The 14,053-nt window shown below is 42.8% G+C and carries 11 protein-coding genes; 8 read left to right on the top strand and 3 right to left on the bottom strand.

The window, feature by feature from the left end; genetic code table 11:
- Positions 1 to 108: 108 nt before the first annotated feature.
- The 4 genes from Q0993_RS20605 (at position 109) to Q0993_RS20590 (ending at position 3,759) form a co-directional block, all read left to right on the top strand.
- Positions 109 to 654, top strand: coding sequence for a DsrE family protein (locus Q0993_RS20605; protein ID WP_299536930.1), 546 nt, complete (start codon positions 109 to 111; stop codon positions 652 to 654).
- Between the two features lie 112 nt (positions 655 to 766).
- Positions 767 to 2,341, top strand: a complete 1,575-nt coding sequence (locus Q0993_RS20600; protein WP_299536927.1) for an FMN-binding glutamate synthase family protein — start codon at positions 767 to 769, stop codon at positions 2,339 to 2,341.
- Positions 2,342 to 2,380: 39 nt separating this feature from the next.
- Positions 2,381 to 3,157, top strand: coding sequence for a hypothetical protein (locus Q0993_RS20595; RefSeq protein WP_299536925.1), 777 nt, complete (start codon positions 2,381 to 2,383; stop codon positions 3,155 to 3,157).
- An 83-nt stretch (positions 3,158 to 3,240) separates the two neighbouring features.
- Entirely contained in the window at positions 3,241 to 3,759 is a 519-nt protein-coding gene (locus Q0993_RS20590; protein WP_299536923.1) for a hypothetical protein, read from the top strand.
- A gap of 55 nt (positions 3,760 to 3,814) precedes the next feature.
- Here the strand turns inward: Q0993_RS20590 and Q0993_RS20585 are convergent, their stop codons facing one another.
- Complete coding sequence (locus Q0993_RS20585; RefSeq protein WP_299536921.1) at positions 3,815 to 4,726, bottom strand: patatin-like phospholipase family protein; 912 nt, start codon at positions 4,724 to 4,726, stop codon at positions 3,815 to 3,817.
- 1 nt (position 4,727) lies between these two features.
- Positions 4,728 to 6,806 carry a M1 family metallopeptidase gene (locus Q0993_RS20580; RefSeq protein WP_299536919.1) on the bottom strand — a complete coding sequence of 693 codons (2,079 nt, stop codon included), beginning with the start codon at positions 6,804 to 6,806 and terminating at the stop codon, positions 4,728 to 4,730.
- Between the two features lie 81 nt (positions 6,807 to 6,887).
- On the opposite strand from Q0993_RS20580, the gene recG reads away from it, so the two are divergent.
- Positions 6,888 to 8,993 carry an ATP-dependent DNA helicase RecG gene (gene recG, locus Q0993_RS20575; protein WP_299536916.1) on the top strand — a complete coding sequence of 702 codons (2,106 nt, stop codon included), beginning with the start codon at positions 6,888 to 6,890 and terminating at the stop codon, positions 8,991 to 8,993.
- Positions 8,994 to 9,052: 59 nt separating this feature from the next.
- Here recG and Q0993_RS20570 read toward each other — a convergent pair whose 3' ends face one another.
- Complete coding sequence (locus Q0993_RS20570) at positions 9,053 to 10,162, bottom strand: DUF2911 domain-containing protein (protein WP_299536914.1); 1,110 nt, start codon at positions 10,160 to 10,162, stop codon at positions 9,053 to 9,055.
- Between the two features lie 243 nt (positions 10,163 to 10,405).
- Between Q0993_RS20570 and leuC the strand changes: the two genes are divergently transcribed.
- The 3 genes from leuC (at position 10,406) to Q0993_RS20555 (ending at position 14,033) form a co-directional block, all read left to right on the top strand.
- On the top strand, positions 10,406 to 11,824 hold the full coding sequence (gene leuC / locus Q0993_RS20565; protein WP_299536912.1) for a 3-isopropylmalate dehydratase large subunit: 1,419 nt from the start codon (positions 10,406 to 10,408) through the stop codon (positions 11,822 to 11,824).
- An 88-nt stretch (positions 11,825 to 11,912) separates the two neighbouring features.
- Positions 11,913 to 12,509 (top strand): 3-isopropylmalate dehydratase small subunit, encoded by a 597-nt coding sequence (leuD, locus tag Q0993_RS20560; protein ID WP_299536910.1) that lies wholly within the window; start codon positions 11,913 to 11,915, stop codon positions 12,507 to 12,509.
- A gap of 6 nt (positions 12,510 to 12,515) precedes the next feature.
- Positions 12,516 to 14,033 carry an alpha-isopropylmalate synthase regulatory domain-containing protein gene (locus tag Q0993_RS20555; protein WP_299536908.1) on the top strand — a complete coding sequence of 506 codons (1,518 nt, stop codon included), beginning with the start codon at positions 12,516 to 12,518 and terminating at the stop codon, positions 14,031 to 14,033.
- Positions 14,034 to 14,053 lie beyond the last annotated feature (20 nt).

Below are 14,053 nucleotides of genomic sequence, written 5' to 3'. Positions count from 1 at the left end.
GAATTTAACCATAAATACCATTATCCTAAAATCATCTTTTTTTGATTTATAAACAACCTACGGCGATTCTCTCTCTTTTTGGATATATTTAGCCCTCAAGAACTGCGTATGAGAAGTAAAACCGTCTTAACACTATTGCTATCCCTGTTTCTTAGTTCACCACTGTTTTCCCAGGAGGAGAGAAAAAGCGGCCCAATTATCAAAGATTTTGGAAAGGTCTGGGAAGTCAACGACCCAGACTTTAAACTCGAAAAAAACGGGGAACTCAAGGTAGTATTTGACATTATGTATTCTCCCGATTCACATAAAGAGCTCAACAGAACAATTGAAACTGCAGCTAGATTCTTAAACATGCATGCCCAAAACGGTATGGCTTCCGATCAACTAAAAGTGGCCTTGGTGGTACACCACTCCGCATCCAAGGATATTATGTCCAATGTAGCATATCGTCAGCTTTATGGTGTTGACAATCCCAATTTTGAATTGATCAAATCCTTGCTCGAGGCCGATACCCAAATCATTTTTTGTGGCCAATCCTCAAAATCTAGAAAGATTCCCAAGGATGATTTGATCGAAAACGTGCAATTGGCCTTGTCTGCTATGACAGCATTAATACAATTACAGAATGCGGGATATAGCCTCATTAAGTTCTAATCCGGATTTCATGAAATATATTATCGGATCAAGTATATTATTTTACATGGGCTTGCCGATTTTTTAATGGTATCGTTTTACATTCCAAATTAAGTTGTTAAAACGTATTTATATGGATTTGTTTCTTGACTTTGTTTACAATATTCCCTGGTGGGCATGGGTCGTGGTAGTTTTGGCCCTCATTGCCATTCGTGACATCTTTTTGCAAAGGGCACACACCATTACACACAACTATCCCATTGTGGGCCATTTGCGTTACTGGCTGGAAAGTATTGGTCCGGAAATGCGGCAATATTTTGTGGCCAACAACCGGGAGGAGTTACCTTTTAACAGAATCGAAAGAAGTTGGATATATGCCTCGGCCAAACAAGAGAACAATTATGAAGGCTTTGGTACGGATCGTGATATCTATGCCCATCAACATATTTTTATCAAGAACCAGCTCCTGGCCTACAAGGTTCCTTCAAATCATCCCAATACCAGGGACAAGACCTTTTTGCCCTGCGCAAAAGTAATTGGCGCATTCAACAAACGTAGGAAACCCTATCGCCCGGCATCCGTAATCAATGTGTCTGCCATGAGCTTTGGGTCGCTTTCGGCCGCGGCAGTCGAGGCTATGAACAAGGGAGTTGCCAAAAGTGGGGCCTATCACAATACCGGAGAGGGAGGACTTTCATCCTATCACAACCAAGGTGGGGATGTTATTTTCCATTTTGGCACCGGATATTTTGGCGTGCGCAATGCGGAAGGTGCTTTCTCTTTGGACAAATTGATTTCGTTAACTACGAAAAATCCATGTATCAAGGCGATCGAAATAAAGCTCTCCCAAGGTGCAAAACCCGGTAAGGGCGGTGTTCTTCCTGGAGCGAAGATCAGTAGGGAAATTGCCGAGATCCGCGGGGTGGAAATGGGAAAGGATGTACTGTCACCGGCAACACATTCTGCTTTTTCATCGATACCCGAACTACTTGAATTGATAGAAGAAATTGCTGAAGCGACAGGGCTTCCCGTAGGTATCAAAGGGGCTATCGGAAAACTGGACCAATGGGAGGAACTGGCCGAAATAATGAAGAAAACCGGAAAAGGACCGGATTTCATTACCGTTGATGGTGGTGAGGGAGGTACGGGAGCGGCACCGCCCAGTTTCGCAGATCATGTCTCCTTGCCTTGGGTATATGGTTTTTCGAGTCTGTACAAAATCTTTCAAGAAAGACATCTCACCGACCATGTTGTTTTTATTGGTAGCGGGAAATTGGGTTTTCCGGCCAAGGCCGCCATGGCATTTGCCATGGGCATAGATTGCATTAATGTGGCCCGGGAGGCCATGATGAGCATTGGCTGCATTCAGGCCCAAATTTGCCACACCAATCGATGCCCTGCGGGAATAGCAACTCAAAATAAATGGCTACAAAGTGGAATAAGTGTACCATTGAAAGCGGATAGGTTGGCCCAATACTTCAAAACCTTCCGCAAGGAATTCTTGGAAATCACGCATGCAGCGGGTTATGAGCATCCCTGTCAATTCACTATGCAGGATATTCACGTAAATGTAGATGATGATTATTTGCACAGTGATTTAAAATCGACCTATGGTTACGAAAAGGTCCCGATTCCGTTCAATGGCATGCAAGAACTCATTGATTGCCAATATTTAGGCGGAAAGGTATTTCAGAAAATCAATGAATAACCTACTTTTGCGACTATAAAAGCTAAATCCAAGTAGTCTATGATGCGATTATTACTCACTCTTTTATTTGTTTCCATTACAGTTTCCCAAGTTACAGCACAACGTAAAAGCGAATTAATTGCCGAGATCGACAATTTGAAATCGGAACTTGATTCTGTAAAAACCGAGCTTTTTACTGCAAAAAAAATTGAGAAGGCCAGTGTTGTAAAGGCAGAAGCCTTAGAGTCCCAGGTTAATGAATTGCAGGATGCCAATGCCACCTTGTTGACAAACTTGAACAATTTTGCCAAGGTTTCCAATAAGAATTCGGATATTGCCAATAGCGCCATGGCCAGTCTTCAGGCAAAAGAGGGGCAGCTTAAGGCCATGAAGGATGCCATTGCCAAAAATGATTCAACGGCAATAGTGGTACTCACCAATGCCAAACAGACCTTGGGAGAAAATGCAAAAATAGCCGTTTCCAATGGCGCTGTGGTCATTTCTTCCAGTTTGGCTTCCCTTTTTGGTGCGGATACGGAAAGCACGCTGACCGAAGAAGGAAAGGCATGGATAGAAAAAATAGCGGCTATCCTGAATGTAAATCCTGAGGTAGCCCTTACCGTTGAAGGACTTAGTATGACCGGGGATTTGGATTTACCGGGAAAACAGGCGGCAACGATAGCCACAGTCCTCCAAAAAGATTTTGCCATTGCCCCGGAACGGATTACTTCCTTGGGTCGGGACGGCAATCTCAAAGAGGGTATTAGCCTAAAATTAGGTCCTAGCTATCAGGCTTTCTATCTTATGGTCAAAGAGAATATGAAGAGTTCCAACTAAAGCCCGTGATTTAGTAGTAAAGAAGGTATACTTTTTACGAGTTTTGTACGTTTTACAAGCATCAAACTAACAAAACCATACCTATGACCGGAGACGGAATTTTTCAATTGTTCGCTTACTTATTGCCCGCCGTTGTAACCGGTGCGGTTGCTTTTTACTTTTTTCGAATGCACACCAATAACGAAGAAGGTAGAAGAAGATTTCTACTGCACAAGGATTCCCAAAAAAATACGCTTCCTATACGGCTTCAGGCCTATGAGCGAATGGCCCTATTTTTGGAGCGTATCGCTATTCCAAGCTTGGTAGTACGGATTTCCCCAAAATCCGCGGATAAAAATGAATACGAAGCTTTGTTGATCAAAAACATCGAAAACGAATTTGATCATAATCTTTCCCAGCAAATTTATATGACGGATGAATGCTGGAACATTATCAAGGCGGCCAAAAGCGCGACTATCCAAATGATTCGGAAAGCGGCCCTTAGTGATACGGATTCATCCGATAAACTTCGGGAGGATATCTTAAACCAGACTATGGACAAACAATCCCCTTCGGCCACGGCCCTTTCCTTCGTAAAAAAGGAAATTGGGGAACTTTGGTAGTGAAGTTTTAGAAACACTTTCAATAATACTACCTATTATCGTCCAATAGTTTTCATTATTCCTTTTCGGGCTCGATCTGGTTGAGTTCTATGTTTTTGTGCTTTGCAAAGTTGAAGCCACTCTCCCACCACTTGGTCATTTTTTCCTTATTAAAAATTAAGGAGTTCGTGGTCAAAACCGTTGGAGTATAGTAGAAGTTGATAATGGCATCGTTATGGTTGGCCACAAATTTCCCAATACGAATGTTCTGCCGCTCTATCCTGTCCAACATAAAGGCGAACATGTTGGTCAATAGTGCAAATGGGTTCTTGGACGGCAATCGATTCAAATGGGTAACTTCGGTCTGTAGAATTATGGCATCTATTTCCGTAGCCCCTCGCTTGATAGCCTCCTCTATAGGCACCATATTACCCAGGCCTCCATCCGCGTACTCACATCCATTTTTGCGTACCAAACTCATAAAAGGGGTATAGTTACATGAAATCCATATCCATTCGCAAAAGTCTTCATAACCATAGTCATTTATGCTTTTGTACTCCACTTGGTTCAAGGATAAATTGGAAACCGTAACTACAATCTCCTTTGGGCCGTTTTTTAGTTTCTCAAACTCTTCAACGGTCAAGGTATTCCTGATCAATTCCAAAAGGTTATGACTTTCCCCAAACGTTTTGCTGCCCCTATAAAAGTTTTTGAACACATTCCAATGATTGATGGCGATATTATCTACCCCATGTTTATTTTGAATAAGGAAGGGACAATTGCTAAAGATGCTATCCTGATTTACAGAGGTGTATACTTCCTTGATCTTTTCAATCTTTTGAAGGGCCAAGTGAGAGATAAGCAGGCTGCCCGTTGAAGTCCCGAGAAATAAATCATAATCGTGTCCTAGCTTCCGCATCAGGTACTGGGCCACTCCGCCGCCAAAAGCACCCTTGCTACCTCCTCCGGAAATTACTATAGCCCGCATCCTACTTTACTTTACTTTCTATATAACGCCGTTCTTCAGGCTTTAGTTTTCCCAAAAGGGTTATGATGCGTTCTTTATACACCTCATCCCCTAACAATTCCATCATTAAGTTTCTGGAGAATTTTTTAAACTGCCATGAATGATGGGTAGTGGCCTGGGCCAAATCCATTAGATTACTGTCCTTAAAACCAAAGGCTTGCTTAAGGTATTGAAAAGCACCCTGTCTTACCTCAAAGGAATATTCAGGTGCCGTGTAACCACTTAGTTCATCAAAATACAATTTGGTATTTCGCCCTTCATAACCTTCTGTGAAAATAGCAAGGGTCAGCCACATAAGGCGAACGTTCTTGTTCGGAAATCCCACAATCCCCTTGGTTTTTTCCAGATATGTATTTCTTTGCTCCGGATACGCCATCCATAGCTTAAACAAAGCATTTTCCAGGGTAACATAACTATCGTCATTTAAAAAACTTTCGAACTTCTCCCTGGCATAATCCTTGGCATCTTGGATAGTCAATACCAAAGCCTGCCTAAGTTCCAATTCATCCGAACTAAAAACACTATCTATGATGTCTCCCGGCATTTCCTTGAGAAAATTTTGTAGCATATATTTTCGTAGTTCTACAGAATAGGTACCGTTCCAATACGCGGTGAAATTTATATCGGTGCTACCCCGTTTTTCCAATTCTTCCTGCATGGAGAACAATGATTTTAAGGACATTGACTTTTCAGCCAATTTTTTACGGGCAGCAACAAAAGGAAGTGCTGTATCTTCCAACCAGATTTTTACGAAATCGGATAAATCCGTGCCGCTTGCTCTTTCCATTTCCTGGATAAAATCGGAGACCCTTGCATTGCCAAAAGCATATTTCTCCAAATACGATTTAATTCCCATTTTAAAAGCCTCTTCCCCGATCCGCTCCCGAAGCATAAAAATGGCCCAGGCCCCTTTCTCATAAAAAGTTAGACTACTGGCCTTAGGGTCCAAAAGACTCTGCCCCTCTCCTTTTTCAATTGAATTTTGAAGTGCGGTCAAAGTTTCGTACAACTTCCAATAAAAATACTCTTCCCCAAAAATTTCCTTTTCCGCCAAATAAGCATAATAGGTAGCGAAGCCTTCATGTAACCAGTGATGGTCCCCGCTTTTTTCGGTAACTAGATTTCCAAACCATTGATGGGCCAATTCATGGGCGTTTACATTCACATAATTCTTATCCATAAATGCTACCGAATCGATGACGTACCCATCGGAAAAAATAGTGCAGCCCGTATTCTCCATTCCCGCATACAGAAAGTCATGCACCGGAACTTGTTTGTAGTTCTGCCAAGGATAAGCAACGCCGATTTCGTTTTCCAAAAAATCGAAAATCTCCTTGGTATGCCTATAGGTCGGTTCAACCCGGGTACTATCTGGAGGATAAAAATACGTTTCAATGGATATGCCGCTTGTGGAAGTCAATTTCTGTTTTTTATAGTTACCGATGGCAAACGCCAAAAGGTAGCTGCTCATCGGTTCCTTCATATCAAAGGACCAGATTTTTAGGGAATCCGTTTCCTCGGTTCCTATCAGTTTTCCATTGGCAATAATTTCGTAATCTTTGTCAAAAGTTAGGCTGAGGTCAAATTCCACCTTTTCCATCATATCATCGAAACTGGGCAACCAGTAGCTCGTATACTTCCCCTGACCTTGCGTCCATATTTGGTTGTTATTCAGATTGTCATCGCTCCAATTCATAAAATACACGGTTTGCTTGGGTCTTGCCGTATAATCAAGTTCTAAAGTGTAGGACTTACCCCTTTTGAATTTTTTCTTGATGGAAATAGTTTTTCCCGAATTGGAATACTTCATTATTCTGTCGTCCAGGCGTACGGATGTAAACTTCATATTCCTTGCATCCATAAAAACGGAATCTACATCTTGAAGCACATCAAATGTATAGGCCACAAAGCCTTTTACATGCCCCGTATTCGCCAAAGGCATAATCCTGACTTCGCCATGCCTAAAGTTCACTTTGTCCTGGCGTTGGGCCAATAGGCAGATGCCTTGAAAAAGAAAAAGAAATGTTATTATTCGCTTCATAAGCACTATACTACAAAACTCAAACCAAATTTAGCATTTTAGTTAATTGGAGTTGAGGAACGCTTACCCTATTTTAGTTCCATGAACACCCCAGTGCTACAGACTCCGATTACCTATCTTAAAGGTGTTGGTCCCCATAGGGCGGAAACATTACAATCCGAGCTGGGCATTGCAACGTACCAGGATCTCATCAACCTTTTTCCAAATCGATATATCGATAGGACCCAGTACTACAAAATAAATCAATTGCAGCGTAGCAATGCCGATGTTCAAATCATCGGGAAAATCATTCATATCAAAACCGTAGAGCAAAAAAGAGGAAAACGTTTGGTAGCTACTTTCGTCGACGAAACCGGTGAAATGGAATTGGTATGGTTTAGGGGGCAAAAATGGATACGTGAAAATTTAAAACTCAACACACCCTATGTAATTTTTGGAAGATGCAATTGGTATAATGGAAAGTTTTCGATGCCTCATCCGGATATGGAATTATTCGATGAGCATCAAAAAGGTCTAAAAATAGGCATGCAGCCTATTTATCCGTCAACGGAAAAACTTTCCAATAAGGGTATTACCAACCGGGTCATTAATAAAATGATGCAACAATTGTTCTTGGAGACCAAAGGCAGGTTCTCGGAAACACTTTCCGATAAGATCCTTTCTGAATTACAGCTATTGCCAAAAAGTGAATCCTTGCTCAACATTCATTTTCCAAAAAACCAGGAATTGCTGGCAAAGGCCCAATTCCGCTTAAAGTTCGAGGAACTTTTTTACATACAGCTACAACTCATTTCCAAGAAATTAGTGCGCAAACAAAAAATAAAGGGGTTCAATTTTGACCAGGTAGGCCATCGCTTCAATACCTTTTATCGGGATCACCTTCCTTTTGAATTGACGAATGCACAAAAGCGTGTAATCAAGGAAATTCGGGCAGATTTAGGGAGCAATGCGCAGATGAACCGATTACTTCAAGGCGATGTGGGTTCTGGGAAAACGATTGTTGCCCTGATGATTATGCTCCTGGCCATAGACAACGGTTTTCAGGCCTGCCTTATGGCCCCTACCGAAATTCTGGCCCAACAACATCACAACGGCATTAAGGAATTACTGGATAACACTGGTGTTACCTGCGAATTATTGACGGGATCCGTAAAGAAATCGGCCAGGAGACCTATTCATGAACAATTGGAAAGTGGAGAATTGCATATTCTAATCGGTACCCATGCGGTCTTGGAGGATAAGGTACGCTTTAAAAATTTGGGGCTTGCCATTGTGGACGAGCAACATCGATTCGGTGTTGCCCAGCGCAGTAAGCTTTGGCATAAGAACGAGGTGCCACCGCACGTTTTGGTCATGACGGCCACCCCTATTCCACGAACCTTGGCCATGAGCCTATACGGGGATTTGGATATTTCCGTAATTGATGAGCTGCCACCTGGAAGAAAACCCATAAAAACCGTTCATCGCTATGATTCTAATCGGCTTAAGGTCTTTCATTTTATAAGGAATGAAATTAAAAAGGGTAGGCAAATTTATGTGGTATACCCATTGATTCAAGAATCCGAAGCTTTGGATTATAAGGATTTGATGGACGGGTATGAAAGCATCGTAAGGGACTTCCCCCTACCCGACTACCAGATATCCATTGTTCATGGCAAAATGAAACCGGCCGATAAGGATTATGAAATGGAACGCTTTGTTAGGGGTGAGACACATATTATGGTGGCCACAACGGTTATTGAAGTTGGAGTGAACGTACCCAATGCTTCAGTAATGATTATTGAAAGTGCAGAGCGTTTTGGTTTATCCCAATTGCACCAATTACGGGGAAGGGTGGGTCGAGGTGCCGATCAGAGTTATTGCATATTGATGACCGGCCATAAGCTCTCCTCCGAGGCGAAAACCAGGTTGGAGACCATGGTCCGCACCAATGACGGTTTTGAGATTGCCGAGGTGGACCTAAAACTTAGGGGACCCGGAGATTTAATGGGTACCCAACAAAGCGGTATTCTCAACCTCAAAATCGCTGATATTGTAAAGGACAATGATATTTTGAAAACCGCAAGGCATTATGCCATCCAAATCTTAAAGAACGATTCCTATCTGGAACAATCCGATAACCGGATTATTCGTCATACGTATATGCAGTTGGTAAAGCATAAGAATATTTGGACATATATAAGCTAATGGCATCAAATAAAAGCCCGGCATATGCCGGGCTTTACATTTTTCACACAATTCGTTTTTTAATTGATACCTTCCCCGTTCTCCAACTTGGTGATATTGATTGCGATAGTATTTTTATTCAGGGCATCAGGAGCCCTTCCTTCAGCAACTTTTAAATGCTTGAGCGCGGTTTTATAGTTACCCAGGGCGGAATAGCCTCTTGCAAGCCCGTAATCCACGGGCCAAGTCCCTTTATTCTTTTTGGCGTTCATCTTAAACACTTCCAAGGCCTTTTCTTTTTTTCCCTGCGCTATCAATTGCCGGCCATATCCGTGTATCTCGAAAACCGTAGCCATTTCCAAGGCTTCGTCCATTAAGGCCTCCGCTTGGGCATTTTTTCCTTGTTTGGTCAGAATCTGTGATTTTATATTCAAGTTGTTGTAGCTCTTCTCACTAAAAAACTGACCTTCAATGGCGGCGTCTATCCATCCCAGTGCCTCGTCCAAATCCCCATTGTTGTTCAGTGCAAAATTTGCGGCCTGTTCCCAAGTTTGCCTGCTAAATCCAGGAACGTCCTGTAGCTTTTGGCGAATATCGGCCAGTACCACATCGGTAACATCCACCTCTATTTTAAATGGAATCTGTTTTTTCTCCCAATTAAGGGCCAGAATCGCCGAATTGGCATCAACATTATCAAAGGTAAAGGTAAGTTGTTCCATGTGAGGAATTTCTTTGGTCTGCACATTTACCTGAAGCGCATCTTCGGAAGGCTCATAAAAATAACTTCCCCACGCGCCATGGTTCTTAGAAAAAATTATGGTTGCGCCCCCACCCTCTTCAATAATCATATGGAGACCATATTTTCCAGCAGCCAGGGGTTGGCCCTCTATCTTAACATCATCAGTAAATTTGATCGTCGTATTTTCATTGGCCCCGGCCCTCCAAGGTGATTCCTTGGCAGTTCCAAAACCTAAGTTGTTCATGCCATAGGGGACCAAACTGCCCCAAATCTCCCTGTCGCTTACACTTGGTCTGGAATAGACAACCGAGATATCCGTAATTCCTATGCGTTGCGATACCGTAGCCATTTGGCTCCCTCTTGGCAAATCTAACTGGGCAAGGACTTCCGTGGTAAGGAACAATGCACCCAACAAGGCGATCATTAGGCCCTTCCTGTAAAAACGTTTCATACTTTCTTTTTTTGATTTATAAATTGATTGAGTTGTTCATGTACAAGGTATTTATACCATAAGCTCAAAACCGTTACCATTGTGTTAAAATTGAAATTCTGTATGTTAAACAGAACACCTTCGGACTCAAAATTCCACAAGTAAGTCTATTGCGCATGTGGTTGAACATCGTAATTTTTCATAGCAATAATTTCCTAAAACCACTCCATTTCATAGTTTTGTACGCTTCTAATGGGGAGAAATATGAGTACGAAAAGAACATTATTTGACAAAGTTTGGGATTCTCATGTGGTTCAGCGCATTGAAAATGGTCCCGATGTTTTATTTATCGATAGGCATATGGTGCATGAGGTGACCAGTCCTGTTGCCTTCCTGGGTATAAAAAATAGGGGCATAAAGGTAATGCATCCGGAAAAGACATTCGCTACGGCCGATCATAACACGCCAACCATAAATCAACATCTTCCGGTCAAAGACCCACTTTCGGCAAAGCAGTTGCAAGCTTTGGAGGAAAATGCCAGAACACATGGTATTTCCTATTGGGGACTAGGACACGAAAAAAATGGTATCGTTCATGTGGTTGGGCCGGAATACGGGATTACGCTGCCCGGGGCAACCATAGTTTGTGGAGATTCGCATACCTCCACCCATGGTGCTTTTGGTGCCATTGCCTTTGGAATTGGAACTTCGGAAGTAGAAATGGTATTGGCCACGCAATGTATTATGCAAATAAAGCCCAAGAGTATGCGTATTACTATTGAGGGCAAATTGAGCAAAGCGGTTACCCCAAAGGATGTGGCCCTGTATATTATTTCACAACTAACGACTTCCGGGGCCACAGGATATTTTGTGGAGTATGCCGGTGAGGTTTTTCGGAATATGAGTATGGAAGGCCGTATGACAGTCTGTAACCTGAGCATTGAGATGGGTGCCCGGGGTGGAATGATCGCGCCGGATGAAACTACCTACAATTATGTAAAAGGAAGGGAGTTTACACCAAAGGGAGAGGATTGGGAAAAGATACTTGAGTATTGGAAAACGCTTCCCACGGATGAGGGTGCAGAGTTCAATAAGGAAGTAACTTTCGATGCTTCGCAAATAGAACCTATGATTACCTATGGTACCAATCCCGGGATGGGTATTGGTATTTCCAATGGGATTCCCAAAGCCGAGGCTGTGGAGGGAGGAATCGCTACTTATAGAAAGTCCTTACAGTACATGGATTTTAACGAAGGTGAGGAGATGATGGGCAAGAAAGTGGATTTTGTCTTCCTCGGTAGCTGTACCAACGGACGCATTGAAGATTTCAGGGCATTCACCTCCCTAATAAAAGGAAGAAAAAAGGCAGATAACGTTACGGCATGGTTAGTTCCCGGTTCCCATAAAGTGGAAACTGCGATTCGGGAAGAAGGTCTATTGGAGATTTTGCACGAGGCGGGATTTGAATTACGCGAACCCGGTTGCTCTGCATGTTTGGCTATGAACGATGATAAAGTTCCAGCAGGAAAATATGCCGTAAGCACCTCGAATAGGAATTTTGAGGGAAGACAGGGTCCCGGTGCAAGAACCTTATTGGCCAGCCCCCTAGTGGCGGCGGCGGCGGCAGTTACCGGAAAGGTAACCGATCCCCGGGAGTTGATGGAAGAAATCGTTGCTGGTTAGTGGTTGCTGATTGGTTTTAACCATCTAAACCATACGAGCATCAAATAGTACCATTAACAAACAACTAATTGCAAACAATTTTGAACAAATGGCATACGATAAATTTGATATACTTACTACAACGGCCGTACCCCTTCCTATAGAGAATGTGGATACAGACCAGATTATTCCCGCTCGATTCCTTAAGGCCACGGAGCGCAAGGGCTTTGGCGACAATCTCTTTAGGGATTGGAGATATCATCCGGACAACTCTCCTAAAGGGGATTTTATCCTTAATAATCCCATATACAGAGGAAAAATTCTAGTGGGGGGAAAAAACTTTGGCTCCGGTTCTTCCAGGGAACATGCTGCCTGGGCCATCTATGATTATGGTTTCCGCTGTGTGGTCTCCAGTTTTTTTGCAGATATTTTCAGAAATAATTGCCTGAATATCGGAGTACTTCCCGTACAGATAAGTCCAGAATTCTTGGAAAAGACCTTTAGAGCCATCGAAGCGGATCCCGACACACAAATCGAGGTAAATCTTCCTGAGCAGACCATAACCCTTTTGGCCACTGGGGCCCAGGAAACTTTCGGAATTAACTCCTACAAAAAATCGAACCTTCTAAATGGTTTTGATGATATCGACTATCTACTGAACATTAAGGAAGATATCGAAGCATTTGCCCAAAAAAGGCCTTTGTAAACTGTTATGGCAAAACGGAAGTTAGAAATAATGGACACCACCCTTAGGGATGGGGAACAGACCTCAGGGGTTTCATTTTCGGCATCGGAGAAATTAACTCTGGCCAAACTGCTCTTGGACGAACTTAAAGTAGATCGCATAGAAGTGGCATCGGCCCGAGTATCCGAAGGGGAATTGGAAGCGGTCCGGCAAATTACGGAATGGGCTGCTTCAGAAAATTACCTAAATCGCGTAGAGGTACTCACTTTTGTAGATGATGGTGTTTCGTTAAAATGGATGGAGGAGGCTGGTGCCAAGGTTCAAAATTTACTGAGTAAGGGATCTTTAAACCATCTCACCCACCAACTGAAGAAAACTCCAGAGCAGCACTTTGCCGATATTGCAACCGTTTTTGAATTGGCCCAAAAACAAGGTGTAAAGACTAATGTATATCTAGAGGACTGGAGCAATGGCATGCGGAATTCCAAGGAATATGTATTCCAATATTTGGACTTTTTGGCCACCCAACCCATAAAAAAATTATTGCTTCCCGATACCTTGGGGATTCTTACCCATACGGAAACCTTTGATTACTTGTCCGAAATCCTGGAGCGTTATCCTGATTTCCATATAGACTTTCACGGCCATAACGATTACGATTTAGGTGTCGCCAACATTATGGAGGCTGTGAAGGCAGGATGTCACGGACTTCACCTAACTGTTAACGGAATGGGGGAACGTGCCGGTAATGCCCCTATGGCCAGCGCAGTAGCTGTAATCAACGATTTTTTGCCGGAAGTAGAGATTGCCATTAACGAATCTTCGTTGTTTAAAGTAAGTAAATTGGTCTCTGCTTTTACCGGTTTTGGCATACCGGCCAATAAACCTATTGTAGGGGACAATGTTTTTACACAAACTGCTGGTATACATGCGGATGGAGACAACAAAAACAATCTTTACTTTAATAGTCTTTTACCTGAGCGATTTGGTCGAAAACGAAAATACGCCCTGGGAAAAACCTCTGGCAAAGCGAATATTCAAAAGAATTTACAGGAACTAGGACTTACCCTGAACGATGAGGAACTTAAAAAAGTGACCTCCCGCATTATTGAGCTTGGGGACAAGAAAGAAAAGGTCACGAAGGATGACCTACCTTATATTATCTCAGATGTTTTGGATAGTGGCACCTTTCAGCAAAAGGTCTTCGTGAAGTCATACGTGCTCACCCATTCCAAAGGGTTAAAACCTTCGACCACGGTGTCCGTTAAACTCAATGGAAAGACCTATGAGGAAAACGCCCAAGGGGATGGACAATTCGATGCCTTTATGAATGCCTTGCGCAAAGTGTACCATTCCGAAAAGTTGGAATTGCCCAAACTGGTCGATTATGCGGTACGCATTCCGCCGGGCAGTAATTCCGATGCCCTTTGCGAGACTATCATCACTTGGCAGGATAATAATACCGACTTTACCACCCGGGGATTGGATTCCGATCAGACCGTTTCGGCAATCAAAGCTACAGAGAAAATGCTCAATATCATTTGATTCAAACCAACATAAATAGT

This window comes from Ulvibacterium sp. (assembly GCF_028285715.1).
Lineage (GTDB): Bacteria > Bacteroidota > Bacteroidia > Flavobacteriales > Flavobacteriaceae > Ulvibacterium.
This window is presented reverse-complemented; position numbering and strand designations above follow the sequence as displayed.